This window comes from Achromobacter sp. NCFB-sbj8-Ac1-l (assembly GCF_052695805.1).
This window is the reverse complement of record NZ_CP199812.1, coordinates 2,148,983-2,170,445: the sequence shown is the minus strand read 5'-3', so window position 1 is coordinate 2,170,445 and position 21,463 is coordinate 2,148,983. Positions and strand designations below refer to the sequence as shown.

23 protein-coding genes and 1 tRNA gene are annotated in these 21,463 nt (G+C 65.0%); 6 read left to right on the top strand and 18 right to left on the bottom strand.

What is annotated here, in order from left to right:
- Positions 1-10: 10 nt before the first annotated feature.
- On the bottom strand, positions 11-997 hold the full coding sequence (locus ACUDP5_RS09955) for a Bug family tripartite tricarboxylate transporter substrate binding protein (RefSeq protein ID WP_263914795.1): 987 nt from the start codon (positions 995-997) through the stop codon (positions 11-13).
- Positions 998-1,146: 149 nt separating this feature from the next.
- Here ACUDP5_RS09955 and ACUDP5_RS09950 point away from each other — a divergent pair, with 149 nt between their 5' ends.
- On the top strand, positions 1,147-2,070 hold the full coding sequence (locus ACUDP5_RS09950) for a LysR substrate-binding domain-containing protein (protein ID WP_445659143.1): 924 nt from the start codon (positions 1,147-1,149) through the stop codon (positions 2,068-2,070).
- Positions 2,071-2,139: 69 nt separating this feature from the next.
- Here ACUDP5_RS09950 and ACUDP5_RS09945 read toward each other — a convergent pair whose 3' ends face one another.
- The 5 genes from ACUDP5_RS09945 to ACUDP5_RS09925 form a co-directional block, all read right to left on the bottom strand.
- The gene (locus tag ACUDP5_RS09945; protein ID WP_025135384.1) at positions 2,140-2,355 is read right to left on the bottom strand and encodes a hypothetical protein; all 216 of its coding nucleotides are present in this window, start codon (positions 2,353-2,355) and stop codon (positions 2,140-2,142) included.
- A 102-nt stretch (positions 2,356-2,457) separates the two neighbouring features.
- The gene (locus ACUDP5_RS09940) at positions 2,458-3,564 is read right to left on the bottom strand and encodes an AGE family epimerase/isomerase (RefSeq protein ID WP_445658649.1); all 1,107 of its coding nucleotides are present in this window, start codon (positions 3,562-3,564) and stop codon (positions 2,458-2,460) included.
- Between the two features lie 154 nt (positions 3,565-3,718).
- A complete protein-coding gene (locus tag ACUDP5_RS09935) occupies positions 3,719-3,931 on the bottom strand; it encodes a hypothetical protein (RefSeq protein ID WP_006218759.1) in 213 nt (70 codons plus the stop codon).
- 347 nt (positions 3,932-4,278) lie between these two features.
- Positions 4,279-4,503 (bottom strand): hypothetical protein, encoded by a 225-nt coding sequence (locus ACUDP5_RS09930; RefSeq protein WP_263914793.1) that lies wholly within the window; start codon positions 4,501-4,503, stop codon positions 4,279-4,281.
- Positions 4,504-4,571: 68 nt separating this feature from the next.
- Positions 4,572-5,465 carry a DMT family transporter gene (locus tag ACUDP5_RS09925; protein WP_445658648.1) on the bottom strand — a complete coding sequence of 298 codons (894 nt, stop codon included), beginning with the start codon at positions 5,463-5,465 and terminating at the stop codon, positions 4,572-4,574.
- A gap of 175 nt (positions 5,466-5,640) precedes the next feature.
- Here ACUDP5_RS09925 and ACUDP5_RS09920 point away from each other — a divergent pair, with 175 nt between their 5' ends.
- Together ACUDP5_RS09920 and ACUDP5_RS09915 are read left to right on the top strand one after the other, a co-directional pair.
- A complete protein-coding gene (locus ACUDP5_RS09920; protein ID WP_025135380.1) occupies positions 5,641-6,111 on the top strand; it encodes an Lrp/AsnC family transcriptional regulator in 471 nt (156 codons plus the stop codon).
- A 102-nt stretch (positions 6,112-6,213) separates the two neighbouring features.
- Positions 6,214-6,447: a hypothetical protein gene (locus tag ACUDP5_RS09915; protein WP_025135379.1), complete on the top strand. Its 234-nt coding sequence runs from the start codon at positions 6,214-6,216 to the stop codon at positions 6,445-6,447.
- 94 nt (positions 6,448-6,541) lie between these two features.
- Here the strand turns inward: ACUDP5_RS09915 and ACUDP5_RS09910 are convergent, their stop codons facing one another.
- From ACUDP5_RS09910 to ACUDP5_RS09900, 3 genes are all read right to left on the bottom strand, one after another.
- Entirely contained in the window at positions 6,542-7,135 is a 594-nt protein-coding gene (locus tag ACUDP5_RS09910) for a BPSL1445 family SYLF domain-containing lipoprotein (RefSeq protein WP_445658647.1), read from the bottom strand.
- 248 nt (positions 7,136-7,383) lie between these two features.
- A complete protein-coding gene (locus tag ACUDP5_RS09905) occupies positions 7,384-7,638 on the bottom strand; it encodes a hypothetical protein (protein ID WP_445658646.1) in 255 nt (84 codons plus the stop codon).
- Between the two features lie 156 nt (positions 7,639-7,794).
- The gene (locus ACUDP5_RS09900; RefSeq protein ID WP_263914790.1) at positions 7,795-8,676 is read right to left on the bottom strand and encodes a MurR/RpiR family transcriptional regulator; all 882 of its coding nucleotides are present in this window, start codon (positions 8,674-8,676) and stop codon (positions 7,795-7,797) included.
- Positions 8,677-8,812: 136 nt separating this feature from the next.
- On the opposite strand from ACUDP5_RS09900, the gene ACUDP5_RS09895 reads away from it, so the two are divergent.
- Both ACUDP5_RS09895 and ACUDP5_RS09890 read left to right on the top strand, forming a co-directional pair.
- Positions 8,813-9,811: a tripartite tricarboxylate transporter substrate-binding protein gene (locus tag ACUDP5_RS09895; RefSeq protein WP_263914789.1), complete on the top strand. Its 999-nt coding sequence runs from the start codon at positions 8,813-8,815 to the stop codon at positions 9,809-9,811.
- 12 nt (positions 9,812-9,823) lie between these two features.
- The gene (locus ACUDP5_RS09890) at positions 9,824-10,777 is read left to right on the top strand and encodes a succinylglutamate desuccinylase (protein ID WP_445658645.1); all 954 of its coding nucleotides are present in this window, start codon (positions 9,824-9,826) and stop codon (positions 10,775-10,777) included.
- 83 nt (positions 10,778-10,860) lie between these two features.
- Here the strand turns inward: ACUDP5_RS09890 and ACUDP5_RS09885 are convergent, their stop codons facing one another.
- From ACUDP5_RS09885 to ACUDP5_RS09875, 3 genes are all read right to left on the bottom strand, one after another.
- Entirely contained in the window at positions 10,861-11,295 is a 435-nt protein-coding gene (locus ACUDP5_RS09885; protein ID WP_263914787.1) for a GNAT family acetyltransferase, read from the bottom strand.
- 304 nt (positions 11,296-11,599) lie between these two features.
- Positions 11,600-12,517 carry a PhzF family phenazine biosynthesis protein gene (locus ACUDP5_RS09880; RefSeq protein ID WP_445658644.1) on the bottom strand — a complete coding sequence of 306 codons (918 nt, stop codon included), beginning with the start codon at positions 12,515-12,517 and terminating at the stop codon, positions 11,600-11,602.
- A 152-nt stretch (positions 12,518-12,669) separates the two neighbouring features.
- Entirely contained in the window at positions 12,670-12,975 is a 306-nt protein-coding gene (locus ACUDP5_RS09875; RefSeq protein ID WP_445658643.1) for an NIPSNAP family protein, read from the bottom strand.
- Positions 12,976-13,345: 370 nt separating this feature from the next.
- Here ACUDP5_RS09875 and ACUDP5_RS09870 point away from each other — a divergent pair, with 370 nt between their 5' ends.
- Complete coding sequence (locus ACUDP5_RS09870) at positions 13,346-13,504, top strand: DUF6726 family protein (protein WP_183003318.1); 159 nt, start codon at positions 13,346-13,348, stop codon at positions 13,502-13,504.
- A gap of 72 nt (positions 13,505-13,576) precedes the next feature.
- Here the strand turns inward: ACUDP5_RS09870 and ACUDP5_RS09865 are convergent, their stop codons facing one another.
- The 6 genes from ACUDP5_RS09865 to pheS form a co-directional block, all read right to left on the bottom strand.
- On the bottom strand, positions 13,577-16,492 hold the full coding sequence (locus tag ACUDP5_RS09865; protein WP_445658642.1) for an autotransporter family protein: 2,916 nt from the start codon (positions 16,490-16,492) through the stop codon (positions 13,577-13,579).
- A 412-nt stretch (positions 16,493-16,904) separates the two neighbouring features.
- Positions 16,905-16,981: transfer RNA gene (locus ACUDP5_RS09860), tRNA-Pro, on the bottom strand.
- 191 nt (positions 16,982-17,172) lie between these two features.
- The gene (locus tag ACUDP5_RS09855; protein ID WP_445658641.1) at positions 17,173-17,589 is read right to left on the bottom strand and encodes a MerR family transcriptional regulator; all 417 of its coding nucleotides are present in this window, start codon (positions 17,587-17,589) and stop codon (positions 17,173-17,175) included.
- Positions 17,590-17,647: 58 nt separating this feature from the next.
- Positions 17,648-17,986: an integration host factor subunit alpha gene (locus tag ACUDP5_RS09850; protein ID WP_025135360.1), complete on the bottom strand. Its 339-nt coding sequence runs from the start codon at positions 17,984-17,986 to the stop codon at positions 17,648-17,650.
- Positions 17,987-17,989: 3 nt separating this feature from the next.
- Positions 17,990-20,407, bottom strand: coding sequence for a phenylalanine--tRNA ligase subunit beta (pheT, locus tag ACUDP5_RS09845; protein WP_445658640.1), 2,418 nt, complete (start codon positions 20,405-20,407; stop codon positions 17,990-17,992).
- Positions 20,408-20,419: 12 nt separating this feature from the next.
- Complete coding sequence (gene pheS / locus ACUDP5_RS09840) at positions 20,420-21,442, bottom strand: phenylalanine--tRNA ligase subunit alpha (protein WP_006387999.1); 1,023 nt, start codon at positions 21,440-21,442, stop codon at positions 20,420-20,422.
- Between the last annotated feature and the right edge of the window lie 21 nt (positions 21,443-21,463).

Here is a 21,463-nt window from a genome sequence, read left to right as displayed (position 1 = left end):
TTGACAGGCCTTAATCGGCCTGGATGTTGGCGGCCTTCGCGACCTTGGCGTAGCGCGCCAGGGCCTGCTCGATCTGGACCTTGAATTGCTGCGGCGTCGTGGGCATCAGCGTACCACCGACGTCCTCGGCCTTCTTGCGGAATTCCGGGTCCTTCATGGCCGCCTGCACCGCCTGGTTCAGGCGTTCCACCACCGCCGACGGCGTGCCCGCCGGCGCCACCAGGCCAAACCAGCCGCCCGTGCCCATGTCGGGATAGCCCAGCTCGATGTAGGTCGGCACGTCCGGCAGCAGCGGCGAACGCTCGGCGCCCAGCACCGCCAGCGGCCGCAGCTTGCCGCCCAGCACCTGGGGCAGCGTCGACGACAGGTTGTCGGTGATGGCGTCCACCTGCCCGCCCATCACGTCGTTCAGCGCCGGCCCCGCGCCACGGTACGGCACATGCAGCAGCTTGATGCCGGCCAGCATCATGAAATTCTCGATGTTCACGTGGCCCAGCGAGCCCACGCCCGGAGAGGCAAAGCTGTACTTGTCCGGCGAACCCTTGGCCAGCGCCACGAACTCGGCCATGTTCCTGGCCGGCAGCTTCGGGTTGATCGCGAAGATGCTCGGCACGGCCAGCACGTTGGCCACCGGCTCGAAATCCTTGACCGGGTCGTAGTTCATCTTGCGGTACACGGCCGGGTTCGACCCATGCGTGCTCATCGTCGCCATGCCTATCGTGTAGCCGTCGGCCACCGAACGCGCCACCTGTTCCATGCCCAGCGAGCCGCCCGCGCCGGCCTTGTTTTCCACCACGATGGTCTGCTTCAGGTCACGGCCGGCGTATTCGGCCACCAGGCGCGCCACGATGTCGGTCGAGCCGCCCGCGGCAAACGGCACCACCAGCTTGATGGGGCGCGAAGGATAGTCGGCGGCGGTGGCCGTGCCAGCGAAAGACAGCGCGGCGCAGACGCCGGCAAGCGCAATGCGCGCGGAACAGCCGAAAAGGCGGGACATGGAGCGACTCCGAAAAAGGTGCAGGTCGTGCTGCGAGGCCGCCAGTGTCCAAACTTTACGATCGCCTTTCAAACGACTATATTGCACGCCTTCATTACCTATGCTCATGCTAGGACCCGCGCTTGGCGGGTTCCAAGGACCGCCGCGCCATGCGCCTGCACTCGCCGTCCATGTCCGAGCTGCACGCCTTCATGACCGCGGCGCGGCTGGGCAGCTTCACCCTGGCCGCCGACCAGTTGTGCGTCACCCAGGGGGCCGTCAGCCGCGCCATCGCCCGCCTCGAAGCGCATTTCGGCCAACCGCTGATGCGCCGCAACGCCCATGGCCTGACGCTCACCGACACCGGCCGCAAGCTCTACGAAGGGGGCCTGGCGCCGCTACAGGCCATCGAGGCGCTCAGCGCCGAACTGCGCGCCGACAACCGCCGCCAGCGCCTCACGCTGGCCAGCGTGCCCACCCTGGCCAGTGCCTGGCTGGTGCCCCGCCTGCCCGACTTCCACCGGCGGCATCCCGACATCCAGCTGGGGTTTGCCACCTACCGCCGCAACGAGGACTTCTCGGGCGCCACGCCCGACGCCGCCATCCTCTCGGGCGTGGCCGGACAATGGCCCGGCTGGCAGGCGGACTACGTGATCGGTCGCGAAATGGTCGTCATCTGCAGCCCGGCCCGGCTGGCCGCCCGGCGCGCGGCCGGCTTGTGGGACCGCCCCATCGGCCTGCTCGGCGAACCCCTGCTCTACCACGCCAACGGCCCCGACAATTGGGCCCGCTGGTTCGACGCGGCCGGCGTGCAGCGCGACGCCATCACCCTGGCCAGCAGCTTCGAACAGGTCAGCATCCTGGTGCGCGCCGTCATGGCCGACATGGGCATCGCCGTCCTGCAGCGCTGTCTGGTGCAGGACGACCTGCAAGCGGGCCACGTGGCCTCGCCCTTTCCCGACCTGCGCGTCACCATCGCCCGCGGCTACCACCTGTGCGCCCCGCCCCAGCGGCGCGATCACCCCGCGCTGGCCTGTTTCCGAGAGTGGCTGCTCGACACCGCTCGCCAGGATCCCGAAGCGGCGATGCCGTAACAAAAACAAACGGGCCCCTTGCGGGGCCCGACACTTGTACTACGCAGGCGCCCTGGGCGCCGCCGGCCCTCAAGGGGCCAGCTTGAATCCCAGGTCCACACCCCACTTGTCCGTCTCGCGCAGCCACTTGGCGCCGCAGCTCAAGCAGCGGAAGTGGTCTTCGCGGCTTTCCTCGCGGCCCTTCTGTGTCGGGTTGGTGAATCCCTGGTGCCCCAGATGAGAATGCGGTGCAACGCCCGCAAGCCCGGGATTGATGCGTTGGCAAGCCAAGCACATAACGCTCATTGATGCTTCCCCACAAACATAGTTACCAAATTGTAAGGGATTTCACCAATGTTTTTCTATTAAAACCCGTCCCCGATTAGACAAAAATTGTTAACGGCGCAATTAAACAACGGCCGGCAGGGCCGCCAGGCAGGTCGCCAGGTGGTAGGGCGAGGTCGACGGCATGTCTGCGCGCACCACCTTACCCGCGCCATCCAGGCATTCGTACCACCCGCCGGCGTGCAGGAAGCGGGTCCGGAAATGCGCCAGCGCCGACGTCAACGCCGGCAGATCGCCCACCACCGCCAGCACCCGCAGGTATTCCGTCTGTGCCCAGACCCGGCGCGTGTCGTCCAGCACCGCGCCGCGCTCGTCCAGGGCGGCAATCACGCCGCCAGCATCGACCCCGTGCCCACGAGCCCAATGCACCCCGCGCGGCAATGCGTCGGCCAGGTCCAGCCCGTCGAACACCTCGGCCGCGCCCCGCACCAGCGACAGCCATTCGAACTGGTGCCCCGGTTCGATGCGGTTGCCGGCCGCCCCTTGCGGCGCCTCCGAAATGCATTGCGTCGGGGCGCTCAGGAAAGCCTGCGTCATCGCCTGCGCCAGGCCACGCAGCCGCTGCGCGAACAGGGCCGGCTCAGCCACCTGCGCCGCGGCCAGATAGGCCTCGGTCAGGTGCATCATGGGATTTTGCGCCGGACCGCGCAGCACCTGGCCCCAATCCGGACTCAGCGCAGCGTGGTACAGCGAATCGGCTGCCTTGAAACGCGACTCGATGGTCTCGGCCGTGGCCAGCAGCAACTTGCGCGCGTCCGCATTGCGCGACCGGCGAAAATACGCCGCGCACGCAAAGACGATGAAGGCATGGGTGTACAGATCCTGCGTTTCGTCCAGCGGCCGCCCCTGGGCATCGATGCTGTAGCGCCAGCCGCCATGCGACTCGTCGCGAAACCAGTGGCGCAAGGAGGCAAACAGGCGGTCGGCATGCGCACCGGCCGCGGCACCGGGCGCCTCGGCATACACGTACAGTTGGCGCGCGCAGGCCATGGCGCGATAGCGCTCGGCCGGCAAGGGCTGGCCGGTGGCCGCATCCAGGGATTCAAAGGGCAGACCCAGCACGTCATTGAAGCCTGGCCCGATCCACAGGGGCAGGATGACGGAGTCGAAATGCTCGCGAAAAGCGTTGATGTGCTCCGCCAGCGCGGAGTTGGTCTGTGCGGCAGTCATCTTTGAACGACGCATGCCCGATAAGGGCCGCTTGTTAGGGAGCAGCGACGATAACCTAAATTTACGTCGCCATCGTGCAAGCATCATTCGAAGCGTCATGCGCACACAGACCGGTACAGCCGTTCAGCTTCCTTCAAGGGCTTGTTGCCATGCCCTACCGGAAGATGTTTTCCTCGACCCAGTTCTGCGCGAAGATTTCCGCGCGATCTCGTGCCTCGTCCAACGAAGCGCAGTTGCCCAAGTGGGAAAACGCGGCATCCACTTCGGTGCCGCCCTCAGCCGTTACCGTCAGCAATACGCCATATCCGCCGGTATCCATGGCCGCTGTGGAAACGTCGATCAGTACTTCCTGGTCACGATGCTGCATGTGCTACCTCCCAGTCGGTTACCTAAACGCGTGAACCACGCGTGACGTAGCGGGTTGCAGAATTCCCGCGCAATGAATAGACCTGAAAACGTCACGCAAGTTCATCTTACCGGCGCGGACCCGCCCGCGATACGTCCGGACGCAGCCAAATCAGACAAACCGTCTCAGGAGATTCCCGTACAGCGCGCAAATAAGACTGAAAGTCCGCGCAATACCGCGACAAAGTTCGCAAGAAACGCACTAATTCGACCCGTCGCGCGCGCAGCGATGCGTCACAAACACGTAGCGGGAAAGGACGAAGCAGGACGGGATCGGCCAAATGCCCTAGGGCTGATGGCGCATAGGCGCTAGCGCAAATGCAGGGCGCCGGGTTCTTCCATGCGCAGGGACAGCTTGCCCTTTTCGGTGATGCGCCAGGCGCCGTCGGCATCGGCCTCGATGCAGCGCAGCGTTTGCAGCGCTTGCGCGACATGCGCGGGCACGCTGGTCTGGACGGCGCCCGGTTCCGAATTGTCGGCAACGATGCGCAGCCAATGACCCAGTTCGCCCTTCTCGAAACGATGCAATGCCATGCGTGGTAACTCTCAAATGAATACCGCAACGATAGCATGCCGCCCCGCGCAGCCCGGCCTGGCGGCCGCTATGACGGCCGCAATGCCAGGGGTCGCTTCATGCGCGCGGCCGCGGCCGAAGCGGCCACGCTCAGGGCGATCAAGCCCAGGCCCAATGCCAGGTCGGGCGAAATGCGTTCATGAAACACCACCGACGACACGATCAACCCGATCACCGGCACGCACAGCATGGCAATCGATGTCGCCACCGGCGGCAGCTTCTGCGTCATGCCCAGCACCACGATGAAGGTCAGCGCCGTGGCCAGCGGCCCGGTATACAGAATCACCGGCCACGCATCCGGCACGGCCAGAAAGGTCGGCGCCCCATCGCGCAGCCAGGCCAACGCCGCCAGCGGCACGGTGGCAATCGCGGTTTGCCACGGAATCATGTCGGCGCCCAAGCGCACGTGGCGGTTGCCGCGCAGCTGGATGATGTTGCATGCCCAGGCAAACGACGCGCCCAGCAGCATCACCAGGCCGATCACGGTATGCGCCTGCCACGGACTGAATGCCGGCGCGACGATCACGCCGATACCGGCATAGCTCAGCGCCGTCGCGCCCCACTGGGCCGCCGACAGGCGTTCTTTCAGCACCAGCGACGACAGCGGGATCACCCAGATCGACGTGGCGTACGCGATCACCGACGCGCGCCCCGGCGCGACGTATTGCAAGGCCCACAGCGCAAGCGCCGTAAACGCCCACATCTGCAGCAACGCCACGCCCGCCACCAACGGCCATTCCTGGCGCGTCGGCAAGCGCAGCCGCCCCAGCATCGCCAGCACGGCCACGCTGATCAACGCAGCCGAGCCAAACCGGCTGGCCGCCAGCCACAGCGGGCTCATGTGCGCCAGCCCCAGCTTCATCACGGGCCAATTGCCGCCCCAGATCATGACCGCCCCCGCCAGGGGCAACAACTTGCGCAACGTGCTCTCGTGGCTCACAGCTACATCTACCGCTTGAATATTCCGTACATTGGCCGATTGACCAAAGAAAGGAACAGTCTATAGGGTAAACCCCAGCATATTTCACCTCAATTCACCGCCATTCCATGCATACTCGGCACAAATGAACTGCCTACCTCAATACCACAGGTGACTTATGCCGGACATCAACCTGGATGCCACCGACATCCGCATTCTCAATGAACTCCAGCGCGACGCCCGCCTGACCAACGTCGAGCTGGCCGCGCGCGTCAATCTCTCGGCCTCGCCCTGCCTGGCGCGCGTGCGGCGCCTGGAAACCGAAGGCCTGATCGATCGCCGAGTCACGCTGCTCAATGCCCGCAAACTGGGCCTGAAGGTCAACGTGTTCATCCAGATCTCGCTGGACAAGCAACGCAAGGCCGCGCTGGACGTGTTCGAACGCGAAATCGCCGTGCTGCCCGAAATCATGGAGTGCTACCTGATGTCGGGCGATGCCGACTACCTGATCCGCGCGCTGGTGCCCGATGTCGATGCGCTCGAACGCCTGATCGTCGAACACATCACGCGCATTCCCGGCGTGGCCAGCATTCGCTCCAGCTTCGCGCTCAAGCAGGTGCTTTACACCACGGCGGTGCCGCTGGCCTGATGCGCGCTTGCGGTATCGCGCCGGCAAGCCCACAATGAAAACGTCCGCTGCCGCATTGAGCCGGCGGCGGCGCCCCCTCCATCGCTTAGCAAGGAGCACACCATGCCTGAAACCGAATGGTTCCCCGGCAGCACGCTACCCGATCGTCAGGGCTACTTTGAAGTGGCGTTCGACACCGGCGAAACCGAAATCACACGCTACGGCATCCTGGGCTGGGAACCCGCCGAAGAACGCGGCCATATCCTGCGTTGGCGCGGGCTGGACCCAAAAATCGAAGCCGCTGAAATCGAACGCGAAAGCGCGGTCCGCAACCACGGCGACGACATCCTGCGCTGATTCGCGCCCACGCAACCCAAAAAGAAACGCCGCGGTGAATGACCCACCGCGGCGTTTTGCATGGGACGCGAATCCCGAGGGGGCCTGATACCCCTTACATATCGATCTTCGAGATCTTGGTGCCTTCCAGCGACACGCCCGCCATCAGGCCGCCGTTGTTCAGCACGAAGCCCACGATCGGCTGTTGCGCCGTGTTGGTATCGATGCGGCCATTGGCGCCGATGTTGACCACGGCGACCGTGGCGTCGGCACCCACCGTCCAGCCGTTGCTGTTGCGGAACTTGTTCAAGGCGTCGTCCGTCATGAACAGCACGAACATCGCCTTGGACTGCGCGCCGGCCTGGAAGCCGATCGAGCCTGCCGTGGTGCTGTAGTAGCCGGCATTGGCGCCGCCCACACGCAGCACACCCTTGCCGTGCTGGGCACCGATGAAGAAGCTGCCGCTCAGCACGTCAGGGAAAATCAGCACGCCCTTGGCGCGCGCGATCAATTCCTTGGATTGGGGCGCGGCTTCGTACAGCTTGCCCAACGATGCGTTGGCCGCGCTGTTGATCGACTGCCGCTGCTCGGTCGCCGAAGCGGCCGACTTGGGCGTGGTGGTGGTGCAACCGGCAAACAGCAGGCCGGCTACGCCGATCGCCGCGGCAGCCATGCCAGCGCGGCGCAAGCGAGGAAAAGTGTCGAACATGGAACTCTCCTTGTTGTTGTCATCCAATAACCACTCTACCGGCCCCTGGCCAAGGCACAAGGCACATGTTGTGATAAACGAAACAAAAACTACACTGCCCCCAGCCAGAACCCGTTCCGAACCACAGACGGCATATATTGCAGGCCAATGCGGTACAGGAGTGCCCCGCAACATTTGGTAGGGCACGCCGCTTCTGGATACGGTGCGCAAACTGCCCCGTATCCGGCCGCGCTGGCGGCCGTGCGGCATCAAAGAATGCCGTAGCGAGGTTCGCCGGTCGCGGGGTCGACCGACACGATGCCGGACAACACCAGTTCCGCATGGCGCCGGGCCACGCCTTCGTCGGCAAAGGTCACGAACCGCGGCAGGGACCAGCGCTGCTGGAAGTCCGCATCGCCCGGACGGGACACGGCGATCTCGATCGCCAGGACGCCCGCATCCAGGCTGACCACTTCACACTTAACCTCGAAGCCGTCGATGTGACGCTGCGGCCACAAGTCCATTCCCGCACTCCTGAAATCTGCTTGTCCGGCCGCAATATGCCAAAAAAAAAACGGCTTGAAAAGCCGTGTTTTTCAGCAGTCAAACAGCACTAGAACAGCTAGTGCCGACGCATCTGGACAGGTCCGAAATCAGGCCGAAATCGGGCCGATTTCGGGTCAACGCGCGGGCGGATGGATCCACTGCGAATCCCACAAGGCCTCGCCCCGTTCAAGCGTTGCTGCCAGTTCCTTTTTACGGCGCAATGCCACGGCTGCCAAGAGCGCATTGCAGATCGACATGGCCGCCACATAGGAATCGAACGGCGATGCGCTGGAGGTGCGGGCCAGCAGCACGTGCTGCGCAAACGCGGCAGCCGGGGCGGCGGCCGAATCGGTGATCAGCACCACCTTGCCTCCCCGCTCGCGAAACACCTTCACGGCATTGGCCGCGGCCACGGAATAGCGGCGGAACGTAAAGGCCAGCAGCACATCCTGCTCATCCAGCCACAGCAGTTGGTCTTCGAGGAACAGCGGGCCCGAGGCGGTCATGGCCTTTACACCCGGCATGCACAGGTTCAGATACAGCGCCATGTGGCTGGCCAGCGGCGCGGCCTGGCGCAGGCCCAGCACATGCACCCGCGCCTTGCGCTGGGTCAATGCGCGCACGGCCGCTTCGAACGCCGCCACATCGATGGCGGCAAACGTGGCTTCCAGGTTGTGCTGGTCGTGCAGCAACGCATTCTGCAGGCATGCCTGGGCCGACGGATTGTCGACACTGACCGCATCCGCCCGTTCGCCTGGCGAGGCCAACATCGCCGTCACCTCGGCGCGCGCCTGCATCTGCGCCTGCGCATAGCTGTCATAGCCCAGCTTGGCCAACAGGCGCACGACCGTGGACGCGCTGGTGCCGACCTTGCGGGCCAGGGCCGTGGCCGATTCCAACAGGCCCTGCGGATAGCGCGACTGCATGTCCTGGACCACCAGTCGTTCGGTCTTGGTCAGCTTCTTGTCGTAGGCAGCGATGCGTTGGTGCAGGTTCACGATGCGGGCGAACTCCATGACGCGGAGCCATGCGCCCGCCGCGGCGCGGCTAGGTGATAACCCCAAATTCAACAACGTTCATTGCAGACTATATTCCCCTCTGCAATTTTCATTGCAGAATAGACTGAACCGTCCGTCACTACAAGAGAGCTTCATGACGCATCGATCCCAGGCGCCGTCGCCAGGCCGCCGCACCCTGCTCATGGCCGGCATGGGCGCCGCCCTGCTGCCGCTGGCCGCGCGCGCCGACACGTATCCCTCGCGCCCCATCAGCCTGGTGGTGCCTTTTCCTGCCGGCGGCTCCGTCGACCTGGTCGGCCGCCTCTACGCCGAAGCGCTCGGCAAGGTACTGGGCGTGACCCTCGTCGTCGAGAACCGCGACGGCGCCGGCGGCGCCATCGGCAGCCAACGCGTGGCGCGCGCCAAGCCCGACGGCTACACGTTGGTCGCCTCGTCGCAAAGCTCGCACCTGGCCAACCCCATCATGCACCCCAACCTCGGTTACGACCCGATCAAGGACTTCGCCTCGATCTCGCAACTGGCGCGCACCCCCAACGTGCTGGTGACCAGCGCCGAACTGCCCGTCAAGACCTTCGCGCAATTCGTCGCCTACCTGAAGGCGCACCCCGACGACGTGCACTTCGCCACCGCCGGCGTGGGCAGCATGGGCCAGCTCAATGCCGAACTGCTCAAGCACACCGTGCAGGTCAAGGCCGTGCACGTGCCCTATCGCGGCGGCGCGCCACTCTTGAATGCCTTGCTGGCCAACGAAGCCCAGTTTGCGCTGGACAACCTTGCGCCTTTCCTGCCGCACATCCAGACGGGCAAGATGCGCGCGCTCGCCGTGGCCGCGCCCAATCGCCTGGACTCGCTGCCGGACATTCCCACTTTTGCCGAACTCGGTTATCCCGTGCTTAACTCGATGTCCTGGATCGGACTGGCCGCGCCCGCCGGCACGCCGCCCGAGATCGTGCAAAAGCTGCTGGCCGCCGTCCAGACCGCAGCCCGCGAACCCGCCACCGCGCAATCGCTGGAAAAAAGCGGCGCCCTGCCCCCTGAATTGCAGACGCCCCAAGCATTCACCACCATGATGTCGCAACGCCTGGCCTTGTACAAAGACCTGGTCGACCGCGCCGGCATCCGCCCCGAATAGGCCCCCTCCACAATGTCCAATCCCGCTTTCGCCCCCGACACCGCGCCGCTGGAAGTCCTGCCGCGCGACCTGTCCGCCTACCGCCAGGGCAACACCGGCATCGACTACGTGCACCGCTTCGAATCGGGCAAGCCCGGCCCGCACGTGCTCATCAACGCCTTGACCCACGGCAACGAAATCTGTGGCATGGTCGCGGCCACCCATCTGCTCGATACCGGCGTGCGTCCCAAGATCGGCACGCTCACCGTCAGCTTCGCCAACATCGAAGCCTATGAAGCCTTCGACATCGACAACCCCTACGAAAACCGGCAACTGGTTCACAACCTGAATCGCATCTGGTCGCCCGAATGGCTGGACGGCGCCGAGCAAAGCCCCGAACTGCGGCGCGCGCGTGAATTGCGACCCGTGCTGGACGCGGCCGACTATGTGCTGGACATCCATTCCACCCGCGCCCCCGTGCAGCCTTTCTGGGTCTACCCCGAAATCGACCGCAACACCGCGCTGGCCGCCGCCGTCGGCGCGCCTGCCGTGCAACTGGTGATGCCGGCCGGCCGCTTTCCCGGCACCGGCGTGCTCAACTACGGCCGCCACGGCGACCCCGCCTCGAACAGCGGCGGCGCCCTGGTGGTCGAATGCGGCCAGCACTTCGCGCAATCGGCGGCCGACCTGGCCACCGACGTCACGCTGCGCTTCCTGGCGCACCTGGGCCTGATCGATACGCCCGCCTCGGCCGCCCCGCCCCCGCCCGCCCAGCCCTTCCGCCTGCTGGAAGTGCACATGGTCAAGTCGGAAGACTTCGCCTTCGTGCGCCCCGTCATCGGTTTCGAAGTCTTCAACAAAGGCGAACTCATCGCCATCAACGCCGGCGAGGAAATCCGCTCACCGTGCGACCACTGCACGATCTTCATGCCGACCCGCATGCCGATCGTCGGCCGCGAAGGCGTCTACCTGACCGAGCCCATGTAAATGTGGGAGCCCCATCCCTGGGACTTGAACGACCCTGCCGCCGGCCTTCAGCGGCAGGGCTTCGAAGCCAGCGGCCCCGGGCCTCACAAATCCGGGATCAGGCGCTTGCCCAGGCTGATCACCTGATCCTGCTCGAACCCCAGGCTGGCATAGAAATCCCGCACCGCCTCGTTGCCCGAGCGGATCAGCAGGTTGATCTTGGGGCAGCCTTTTTCCAGCAGCTTGCGTTCCACTGCCCGCATCAGCACCGACGCATAGCCGCGGCGCTGATGCGCCGGCGACACCGCCAGGTAATTGATCCAGCCACGGTGGCCGTCATACCCGCCCATCAAGGTGCCCACGATCTCGCCGTCCGCTTCGCCGACCAGGAACAGGTCGGACTGCACGGTCAGCTTGCGGGCCACGTCCTTGCGCGGATCATTCCACGGCCGCGTCAGCCCGCAGGCGGTCCATAGCCCGATCACGGCGGCTTCGTCGGACGGGTGGAAAGGCCGGATGGCCAGTTCAGGGTGCGTCATGCTTCGTTCCTCTTTGCAGGAAAAACGAAGGCCGGGCGCTACGCCTCGATGGCTGGAAAACAGGTCGCGCATGCCGCGCAAACAAAAAGGCCACGAGGGGTATCGTGGCCTTCTGGTGGGAGCGCCGGAAATCCGGCGCTTGAACACGGCTTGCCACTCAACGCAGGCGTCGAGTGATTCGTCGGTTGTCTGCCCGGGCCGGCAAGGCCGGCGGGGCGAAATGGGCGATAGGCATGGCGGCCAGCATACTTGAAGATTGTGCGTCGCAGCAAGCCCTCACGAAACCCCAGCCGGCGCTGGCGGGTCAATCCATCATCGGCACCGGCAACGTGCCTTCCATCACCACCACGGCCTGCCCGGCCACGCCCGCCCAGACGCCGTCGGCGCGAACCTCGGCCTGCGCCAACAGCAGGCTGGCCCGCCCCATGTCCACACCCTGCCCCACCCGCAACCGCAGTTCGCCCGCGCCGCGCAAGGCGGCCCGCAACGCGGTCGCAGCCCCCGTCGCGCTGCCCGTGGCGGGATCCTCCGTCATGCGTCCGGTGAACATGCGCGCCTGGATATCCGTCGGCCCCTGCGCTGTATCGCCGCTCGCGTCGGTGGTGTAGGCGTAGATCGAGCGCGCCCCGTCCAGCGGCATCAACGCGGCATAGCCGGCCGGGTCCGGCGCCGCGCGGCGCAGCGCATCGCGGCTGGCCAATTGCACCACCAGGAAAGACAGGCCCACGGACGCCACCTGGGGCGCATGCTCGGCCAGTTCGATATCGGCGGGTTGCAGCCGCAGCGCGCGCGCGGCGGCTTCGGCCGACGCCTGGCTGCCCCGCGTCAAGGGCTGCGGCGCGGCCAATTCGGCACCCAGCAAACGGCCAGCCTCGTCGTACTGCAATGCCATGCGCACCAGGCCCGCTTCTTCCTCGAATTCGAAGCGCGCCGGCGCCGGGCGACCCGCCGCGATCATCTCGCGCGCCAGCACCACCGCCGTTCCCACATTGGGATGGCCGGCGAACGGCACCTCGCGGTCGGGCGTGAAAATGCGTACCCATGCCGTATGCGCGGCATCGCGCGGCGCCAGCACGAAGCTGGTTTCCGTGTAATTGAATTCCCGCGCAATGCGCTGCATCTGCGCGGTATCCAGACCCTCGGCGCCCAGCACCACCGCCAGCGGATTGCCCTGGTAGGCGTGGGCGGTGAACACATCGGCGGTGACGTAGCGGTAGCGCATGGGGGTCCTTGCATCAGGGGAATGAACACCAGCAATTATGCGGCCCGCCTGATCGGTGCGACAGGCACAGAGCGGAACGAATCAGGCCATAACAGCCCCGTCGCCCTGAACTCAGGCCATCACGCGCGGGCCGCCGGCCCCGCCCCCAAGGCTCATTCAAATACCGGCCGGAAGAAACTGCGTTCGTAGCTCAGGATGCAGCGCGTGTCCTCGGCAAACTTGAAGGCCGCCTGGCACGCCGCGTCGTCCATCGACTGCTGGCGGTAGCGTTCGTATTCCGCCAGGCTCGGAAACGTGAACATGGCCAGCGCGATATTGTTGGCGCCTTCGGACGGCAGGAAATAGCCGTGGTGCTTGCCGCCGAACTTCTCCACCAGCGGAATCCACATCTTGCCGTAGGCCTCGAAATCCTTGAGGCGGCAGGGGTCGATCACGTAACGCAGATAGCAGGTAACCATGGATGCTCCGTAAAGCGTGACACCGCAGCGTATGCTGCGGCAAGCCGGCGCCGCAGCCAGGCAGCGCGCCGTTGGGGGTTGGACAATCCCATAAGCCCTGCCGCGCGTCAATGCGTGCACAACCCTTGCCCCCGGCCTCTTCCTCAAGCGGATCGCGCACGTCCGGCCCCCCGCCGCCGAACCCGCACCCTGTGAACGCCCCGGCAGCTGCCTGGCGCACCGTTACATCTGGTACGGCCGACTGCACAGATATTCACACTCCCACATCATTTGCGCAAAAGAGTCGCTGCGCGCCTCACCCAGAATCCCAGGACTGCGCCCGACGGGCGAAACGGCGGCCATGGCCGCCATTCCTTTCCAAGCGAATTCGATGAAGTGGATCCTGGTTTCTACGTTGTGCCTGCTTGCCTCAGGCTGTGGCCTGGCGGCCGCCCCCTGCCGGATCACCTCCGCCGTCATCAAGATTGTCCCGGTCGTCGGCGACGTCGCCGCGGCGCCGACCGACGCCTGCGCAGAGATCATCGACTGACACCCTCGCGCCCTGCCACCGGTCAAGCACCAATCCCGATTCGTGCCTTATCAATCACCGGGGATCGCATCGCTACCAGCGATAACCCACGTTGACCATGCCCCCATAACCGCGCTGGCCATTGTTGCCGGCTTGGCCGAAGAGATTCCCGGACACCTGGACCGCGCGACTGACGCGGCCTTCGGCACCCAGCTTCAGTTCGAGCGCATTGCGGGCAGGCGCAGCCTCTAGCGCGTTGGCCCCCGTACGCACGGATGCACCATTGAACCGATGCAGCCAATTGGCCTCGAGGAAAGGCCGCATCGCCGGGGCAACGGCCGTGGCCTGCGGATACAGACGCACGCCGAAGCGCGAGTGCCAGGCGTTGTCGCTGCCACTGCGCAGGCGAGTGCCCTGCAGCGTCGCATCCTGGGCGTCATAATGGCTGTACACCAGTTGTGCGTGCGGCTCGAGCACGATGGGGCCCAGCGTCGATCCGGCGGCAAACGGCGTGAACGCGTAGCCGGCCTCGATCGATGCACTGAAGACCTTGGAGCGGTAGTGCACCGAGCCCACCTCGCTGTTCACCTGATTGCGGTAGCGCGCCACCTGCATCCACGTATCAGCGTATGCGCCCAGCCGCGTGGCGTCGTCCTGATAGGCAGTACCGTACACCCCGACCGAATAGCCGGACACCTTGCCGTGCGCACGAGCCTGCACGGCAGCGCCACCCGGCAGCATCAGCGTGGACGTCGAGCGTGTACGGGCATCGCCGTAGCCCCCCATAAGGCCTCCGTAGAGGGCGCCGCTACCGCCGAGGGGCAACTTGATGAGATCCGCCCCCAACTGCAGCACCGAGCTGTCAGTAGCGATGTCGACTCGCCCCTGCGTCAGGCCCAAGCCGCTGTCCTGGCGCCCTTCGACACGCGTCCACACGCCACGGCCGGTCCGTGCCGCGACGCCATCGGCGGTGGGTGCATCGGCGCTTGCAACGCCGTAGGCGGCCACACGGTCATGCAGGCCATGAATGAAGAGCCGCATACTGGCCAACTGGTTGCCGATATACGCACCGCTTTCCGGCGACACGTTCTGGAAACCTGGCTTCAGGGGCGGCGAGACTGCGGCGGGACCCGCAGGGTTCGTGGGGTTCGGGGGGGTCGTGGGATCCGTGGGCCCTGGCGCCGGGGTGCCGTAGCTCGACGTCAGGTACCAGTCGGGGGCCGCGCCGCCATTGCCGCCACGGACCAGGCTGTAGTCGTAGCCGTTCAGGGCAATCGTGCCCGCGCTGGCACGATAGCCGCTGGAACCGGCGTCCAGATGGAACGCGTTGGACGCGGTCGTGCCACCGTTGATCGTCTGCACCACTCGGATGCCGGTGCTGCTGCCCGCACCGCCTGCATTGATGACGCGCAAGCCCGTGGTACCGGTTGCCGAACCGCCATCGATGATCAGCCTGTCAGTGGCGGCAGCGTCGTCGCCCAACCAGGTATTGAGTACCAGCGTGCCGCCGCCCACGTAGTTGCCTACGGTCAGCGTCTTGAAGCTCCCGCCGCCAGCCGGTGCAGCGAAGGCGACCAGACCCGCATTGGACAGCGTACCCAGCGTGGAGTCACCGCGCACGTTCCAGGTGCTGCTGGCGTCGAGCGTCACACTGTTGATTTGCCCCGTGGCACGCTGCAAAGCCGCACCCGTCAGTACCGAGCCACTCTTGAGGGAAACGTCAATGACGCCTTGACTCTCGGCCACCAGATCCCCCCGTAGAAAGGCGTGGGAGGCGTCCAGGTATGCCCGTGCAGCGCTATCCCCCACGGGTGAACTGGCCCACAGCAGCACGCCCTTTTCCGCGTCCCCGTGGGCATCCTTGGAACTAATGGAAGAGTCCGAGACAAGGAATGCGTAAGTACCATCCGAGACTCCGCCCCGTCCGACCCCCAAGGCCGCCCCACCTTTGGTGCTGATCTGACTGCCGTTCCTGATTGTCACGGCCGGGGGCACCGAGCCAAAGTAGCCAGCGCCGAGAATGCCGTAGCTATTTTCCCCGCCTTCGACGAGCAGGCTCGTATTGTCCAGCGTCGCCGTCGCACCGTACCCGATCACCAATCCTCTTGCGAATTCGCCAGAGGCATTCACCACGCTATCGTGAGCGGACAAGGTAGTGCCGGTGCCCTCGAAGTTCAGGGCGACATAGGACGACCTCAGTGAAACATGCTCCAGGGTCACAACGTTGCTCCTACTGGAAGCAATGTCGCCCGCCGATATGCCGTAACCGACACTACTACTGCCATTTTCCCCGTGCTGAATGTCCACCCCTGTCAACGTAATGACGCCACCGGCCAGACTTACAGCCGAATCCGCCAAACTACGAATAGCGCCGCCAGTCATCTCCAGCCGGCCACCAGTAAACACTGCTATGGCGCGTCCACCGTTGCCTTGGTAGAAGATGCGAGTATCGCGGAGGTAAGCCACAGAGCCCGGATTCCTCACCTGCACACTGGCCGATAGACCGCTGGTCGTGATCTCACTGGCTTCAAGCGAGACTTGAGCTCCCTCGTCTACGAATACCCCCACCCCCGTCGCCGTGCGGGGATCGGAGCCAAGAGAAGTGATGGTCAGGTTCTTTCCATGAATGGCCGCACCCGCCCCCTTGCTACTCAACGTGGGTCCGGCAGCGCTGACAACGCTCCCCCCCACAAGCTCGATGTGGCCGCCATCGAGTGCGTAGGCGCCTGCGCTAAAGCCGGAGATGCTGCTGTTGGTCAACGATATGATGCCTCCCGAGGCCGCCAGCAAACCCATGGCGCTCGGGTTGGTGGCGGTCACGGAGACGCCATCGCCGCGCAGACTATTGCTGCCAGACACCGAAACAGCAGTACCTGGGCGGCCGTACGTGACTGTGTCGCCGGGACGAAGCACGGTGTGGATGTTATTGCTCGCGGGAGGATCGAGGACGACCTGAAGGTAGTCACCGGCTTGGGCGGGAGCAGCCGCCACGGCCAGCAGGCCGAGCATGATGGGGGTTAGATGCGCGCGCACGAGAGACCTCTGCATTCATGCTCGGAGGCGCACGCCATTCACTTCACAGACCTGCGATGAACACAACCTTCAAGGCTCTACGAAGCAGCGCAACGCTCCGAGCAATTCGGTTGTTGACGCTGAACATCGTCGCCCGCTTGGCGCGCATCACGTATTGGATGTCTCTCAATACGCACTGGAAGATTCTCAAACTGCGAGGCTCACTACCGCCCAAAGGCCAGGAAGGGATCCACCAGGTCCGGCAGTGACATGCGCAATGCGGCAGCTGGTGACCAGGAAGGCGCTACGACGGACAAGCGCACCGGCGTATGCGGAAAATCCCCACAGCGGTTCGCACAATGAGAAAGGGGGTTAGTGATTTTCATCACTAACCCCCTTAGGGTATTGCTGGTCGGGACGGCGGGATTCGAACTCGCGACCCCTTGCACCCCATGCAAGTGCGCTACCAGGCTGCGCTACGCCCCGAAAGAAAAAGAGTATAGCAGAACAAAAAATTGTTTGCACGCATTGGTGCAAAAAAAGTGCTGAATACTCAAAAAAATTTGCGTCCCCTGCGCGATGCCTGCATCACCTGCCTGCAGGTCTCGCGCACAAGACGCAAGGGTCCAGAAGTCGTGCTTGAAAAAAGTTCGCGCTTGCTTGATGCGCGCCGCGCATCAAGCCTGTGCAGCGCTGCTGGCGCTTGCGGCCGGCGTGCCCAGCGCTTCGCCCAGCATCGTCGACACGTTGCCCAGTTCGTTGCGCAGGGCCTGCATCTCGGCGCCGGTCAGACGCACGGCGGCGTCCTGATCGTGCGGCGTGTCGCGCGCATCGCCCAGGCGATTGCGCGCGCCGCTGATGGTGAAGCCTTGCTCATACAGCAACGACCGGATGCGGCGGATCAGCAGCACCTCGTGGTGCTGATAGTAGCGGCGATTGCCGCGCCGCTTGACCGGCTTGAGCTGCGTGAATTCCTGTTCCCAGTACCGCAAGACATGAGGCTTGACGCCACACAGGTCGCTGACTTCACCGATGGTGAAATAGCGCTTGGCGGGAATGGGCGGTAGGGTTACGGTGGATTCAGTACGTGTCATAAGAGAATTTTATGCCGCGCGGAAGTCGAGTGCCGATAACAATTACCGACAAAGCGTATCACTCCTCGGCGTCGGGCGCCGTGGGAGTGGCCTGCTCGACCACGCTCTTGAGTTTCTGGCTGGCGTGGAACGTGACCACGCGGCGGGCGGCGATGGGTATGGTCTCGCCGGTCTTGGGATTGCGGCCAGGGCGCGGCGGCTTGTCGCGCACCTGGAAGTTTCCGAAGCCCGAAAGCTTGACGGAATCTCCGCGCGCCAAGGCGTCGCGGATTTCCTCGAAGAACGTGTCGACGATGTCCTTGGCTTCGCGTTTGTTCAGGCCGACCCGCTCAAAGAGCAGTTCGGCCAGCTCGGCCTTGGTCAGGGTGCGCGGCTCGGCAAGCATACTGTTCCCCATGGTTCAAGCACGCTGGCGCGCGCCGTGGGCACTGACCAAAGCGTCTTTGATGCGTGCCAGGCAATCGGCCACCCGGGCTTCGTCCAGTGTGACTTCAGTGTCCTGTAGCCAGAAACGGAACGCAAGGCTTTTTTCGGCCACGGGCTGGTCGCCCTGGGCCTTCTCGCGCCACACGTCGAACAGGCGCACGTCCTGTACCACCGCCAGTTGCGGATCGGCCTTGACGGCGGCGGCCACGGTGTCCAGCATCGATTGCGCGGTGACGGGGGCATCGACCCACAGGGCCAGATCGCGCACCACCACGGGCTGGCGCGACAGCTCTCGTACCTGCGGCAATTCGCCTTCGGAGAGCGCAGCCACGTCGACTTCGAACACGACCGGCGCGTGCGCCAGATCGGCTTGCTGGGCCAGACGCGGGTGCAATTCACCGATCCAGCCGACCTGCTGGCCGTCCAGTTCGATGCGGGCGCTGCGGCCCGGATGCAGTGCCGGGTAGGCCGCGGCCTCGAAGCGCAGACGGCTGCCGCGCGCGCCGAACAGCGCCTGCACATCCGTCTTCACGTCGTAGAAGTCCACCTGGCGCGTGGGCACGCCCCATTGTTCTTCGACCACCGGGCCCCACGCGGCGCCGGCCAGCTTCAGGGGCTGGCGCACGCCGGCCACGGCCAGCGGGCCATCCTCGGCCGAGGCATCGCGCACGAAAACGCGGCCCAGCTCGAACAGGCGCACGCGCGTCTGCTTGCGGTTGGCGTTGTGGCGGATGTTGGCGACCAGGCTGGCGATCAGGCTGGAACGCATCACCGACAAGTGGCTGGCGATGGGGTTGACCAGCTTGACCGGCGTGTCGTTGCCCGCGTAGTCGCGTTCCCAGTCGGCTTCGACGAAGCTGTAGTTCACGACTTCCTGGTAGTCCTGAGCGGCAGCCAGGCGGCGCAGCGCGTGGGCGCCGCGGCGCACTTCGGGCTGCGAGAACATCTTGGCGCGCGCCATCGGCGGCACGGTGGGAATGTTCTCGAAGCCGTAGATGCGAGCCACTTCCTCGATCAGGTCTTCTTCGATTACCAGGTCGAAACGGTACGACGGCGGCGTGACGATGAAGTCATCGCCTTCGACCGTGAATTCCAGGCCCAGGCTGTTGAAGATCTTGGCCACGTCGGCTTGCGTGACGGGCACGCCCAGCACGCGGTGGCAACGCGCCAGGCGCATGCGCACCGGCTCGCGCTTGGGCAGGTTGACGATCTGGTCGTCCAGCGGACCGGCCTGGCCGCCGCAGATGTCGACGATCAGGCGCGTGATGAATTCAATGTGCTGCGGGATCGTGGCGTAGTCCACGCCGCGCTCGCCGCGGTGGCTGGCTTCAGAGCTGAACTTGAAGCGGCGCGCGCGGCCGGCCAGCGATTGCGGCCACCAGAATGCGGCTTCCAGATAGATATTGGTCGTGTCCAGCGTGACCGACGTGGCTTCGCCACCCATGATGCCGGCCAGGCTTTCGACCTGGTCGCCCGCCACCACCACACCGACCTTGGGGTCCAGCGTGACGGTCTGGCCGTTCAGCAATTCAAGGGTCTCGCCTTCGCGGGCCCAACGCACCGACAGGTCGCCATGGATCTTGTCCAGGTCGAACACGTGCGAGGGGCGGCCCAGTTCCAGCATGACGTAGTTGGAGATGTCGACCAGCGCCGACACCGAACGCTGACCGGCGCGCTCAAGGCGCGTCTTCATCCATTCGGGGGTCTCTGCACGGGCATTCACGCCGCGGATCACGCGGCCGCCGAAACGGCCGCACAGATCAGGGGCTTCGACCTTGACGGGCAGCACTTCGTCCAGCGTCACCGGCACGGCCTTGGCCGTGGGCACCGACAGCGGCGCGCCGGTCAGGGCGGCAACTTCGCGCGCCACGCCCAGGATCGACAGGCAGTCGGCACGGTTGGGCGTCATCTTCAGCGTGAAGAGCGTGTCGTCCAGGTCCAGCGCTTCGCGGATCGACTGGCCCGGCACGAAGTCGGCGGGCAACTCCAGGAGGCCGCCGTGGTCTTGCGACAGGCCCAGTTCGCGGGCCGAGCACAGCATGCCCGACGATTGCACGCCGCGCATCTTGGCCACGCCAATCTTCATGCCGCCAGGCAGTTCCGCGCCCACGCGGGCAAGCGGCACCTTCAGGCCGGCGGCCGCGTTGGGCGCGCCGCAGACGATCGTCAGCAGCGTGCCCGAGCCGTCGTCCACTTGGCAGACGCGCAGCTTGTCGGCATCGGGATGCGGAGCGATCTCGACGATGTGGCCCACCACCACGCCGCTGAACGCGGGCGCGGCCGGCACGGTGTCTTCGACTTCCAGGCCGGCCATGGTGAGCCGGTGCGCGAGTTCGTCGGTTGCGATCGGGGGATTGACCAGCGTACGCAGCCAGGATTCGGGAAATTGCATGATCAGCCGTCTTTATTCGTTGAACTGGCGCAGGAAGCGCAAATCGCCTTCGTAGAACTGGCGCAGGTCGTTGACGCCATAGCGCAGCATCGTCAGGCGCTCAAGGCCGGAACCGAAGGCAAAACCGATGTAGCGCTCGGGGTCCAGACCGAAGTTGCGCACCACTTGGGGATGCACCTGGCCCGAACCGGAGATCTCCAGCCAGCGGCCACGATTGGGCCCCGACGTGAACATCATGTCGATTTCGGCGGACGGTTCGGTGAACGGGAAGAACGACGGGCGGAAACGCACGACGAGGTCGTCGCTTTCGAAGAAGCAACGCAGGAAATCGGTGTACACGCCCTTCAGGTCGGCGAACGAAATGTCTTCGGCGATCCAGAGCCCTTCCACCTGGTGGAACATGGGCGAGTGCGTGGCGTCGCTGTCGACGCGATAGGTGCGCCCCGGCGCAATGACCTTGATGGGCGGCTTGTGCATGCGGGCGTAACGCACCTGCATGGGGCTGGTATGCGTGCGCAGCAACAGCGGCAGGCCGTCAGCGTCTTTCATGTCGACGTAGAACGTGTCCTGCATCGAACGCGCCGGATGGTCCAGCGGGTTGTTCAGCGCGGTGAAATTGGTCCAGTCGTTTTCCACTTCGGGGCCGTCGGCCACATCGAAGCCTATGGAGCGGAAGATTTCTTCGACGCGTTCCCAGGTCCGGATCACCGGATGGATGCCGCCCGGCACGCGGCCGCGGCCCGGAAGCGATACGTCAATGGTTTCGGAAGCCAGTCGGGCGTCCAGTTCGGCCTGCGCCAACGCGGCGCGGCGCAAGTTCAGGAGCTCTTCGACCTTTTGCTTGGCCTGATTGATCCGGGCGCCCATGTCGCGCTTCTGCTCGGGATCGAGCTTGCCCAAGCCTTTGAGCAGCACCGTCAGCGCGCCATCCTTGCCCAGGAAGCGGGCCTTTGCATTTTCGAGCGCGGCGGCGTCCGTGGCCGCGGCGAAGCGTTCTTGCGCCTGGGAAACCAGGTCGTCAACCGATTGAGTCATGAAATCCAGCCTTCAAAACGC

Bases quoted from the DNA above. Each gene is read 5' to 3' on its own strand.
- ACUDP5_RS09955 (WP_263914795.1), bottom strand. From the start codon at position 997: ATGTCCCGCCTTTTCGGCTGTTCCGCGCGCATTGCGCTTGCCGGCGTC.
- ACUDP5_RS09950 (WP_445659143.1), top strand. From the start codon at position 1,147: ATGCGCCTGCACTCGCCGTCCATGTCCGAGCTGCACGCCTTCATGACC.
- ACUDP5_RS09945 (WP_025135384.1), bottom strand. From the start codon at position 2,355: ATGAGCGTTATGTGCTTGGCTTGCCAACGCATCAATCCCGGGCTTGCG.
- ACUDP5_RS09940 (WP_445658649.1), bottom strand. From the start codon at position 3,564: ATGACTGCCGCACAGACCAACTCCGCGCTGGCGGAGCACATCAACGCT.
- ACUDP5_RS09935 (WP_006218759.1), bottom strand. From the start codon at position 3,931: ATGCAGCATCGTGACCAGGAAGTACTGATCGACGTTTCCACAGCGGCC.
- ACUDP5_RS09930 (WP_263914793.1), bottom strand. From the start codon at position 4,503: ATGGCATTGCATCGTTTCGAGAAGGGCGAACTGGGTCATTGGCTGCGC.
- ACUDP5_RS09920 (WP_025135380.1), top strand. From the start codon at position 5,641: ATGCCGGACATCAACCTGGATGCCACCGACATCCGCATTCTCAATGAA.
- ACUDP5_RS09915 (WP_025135379.1), top strand. From the start codon at position 6,214: ATGCCTGAAACCGAATGGTTCCCCGGCAGCACGCTACCCGATCGTCAG.
- ACUDP5_RS09910 (WP_445658647.1), bottom strand. From the start codon at position 7,135: ATGTTCGACACTTTTCCTCGCTTGCGCCGCGCTGGCATGGCTGCCGCG.
- ACUDP5_RS09905 (WP_445658646.1), bottom strand. From the start codon at position 7,638: ATGGACTTGTGGCCGCAGCGTCACATCGACGGCTTCGAGGTTAAGTGT.
- ACUDP5_RS09900 (WP_263914790.1), bottom strand. From the start codon at position 8,676: ATGGAGTTCGCCCGCATCGTGAACCTGCACCAACGCATCGCTGCCTAC.
- ACUDP5_RS09895 (WP_263914789.1), top strand. From the start codon at position 8,813: ATGACGCATCGATCCCAGGCGCCGTCGCCAGGCCGCCGCACCCTGCTC.
- ACUDP5_RS09890 (WP_445658645.1), top strand. From the start codon at position 9,824: ATGTCCAATCCCGCTTTCGCCCCCGACACCGCGCCGCTGGAAGTCCTG.
- ACUDP5_RS09885 (WP_263914787.1), bottom strand. From the start codon at position 11,295: ATGACGCACCCTGAACTGGCCATCCGGCCTTTCCACCCGTCCGACGAA.
- ACUDP5_RS09880 (WP_445658644.1), bottom strand. From the start codon at position 12,517: ATGCGCTACCGCTACGTCACCGCCGATGTGTTCACCGCCCACGCCTAC.
- ACUDP5_RS09875 (WP_445658643.1), bottom strand. From the start codon at position 12,975: ATGGTTACCTGCTATCTGCGTTACGTGATCGACCCCTGCCGCCTCAAG.
- ACUDP5_RS09870 (WP_183003318.1), top strand. From the start codon at position 13,346: ATGAAGTGGATCCTGGTTTCTACGTTGTGCCTGCTTGCCTCAGGCTGT.
- ACUDP5_RS09865 (WP_445658642.1), bottom strand. From the start codon at position 16,492: ATGCTCGGCCTGCTGGCCGTGGCGGCTGCTCCCGCCCAAGCCGGTGAC.
- ACUDP5_RS09855 (WP_445658641.1), bottom strand. From the start codon at position 17,589: ATGACACGTACTGAATCCACCGTAACCCTACCGCCCATTCCCGCCAAG.
- ACUDP5_RS09850 (WP_025135360.1), bottom strand. From the start codon at position 17,986: ATGGGGAACAGTATGCTTGCCGAGCCGCGCACCCTGACCAAGGCCGAG.
- pheT (WP_445658640.1), bottom strand. From the start codon at position 20,407: ATGCAATTTCCCGAATCCTGGCTGCGTACGCTGGTCAATCCCCCGATC.
- pheS (WP_006387999.1), bottom strand. From the start codon at position 21,442: ATGACTCAATCGGTTGACGACCTGGTTTCCCAGGCGCAAGAACGCTTC.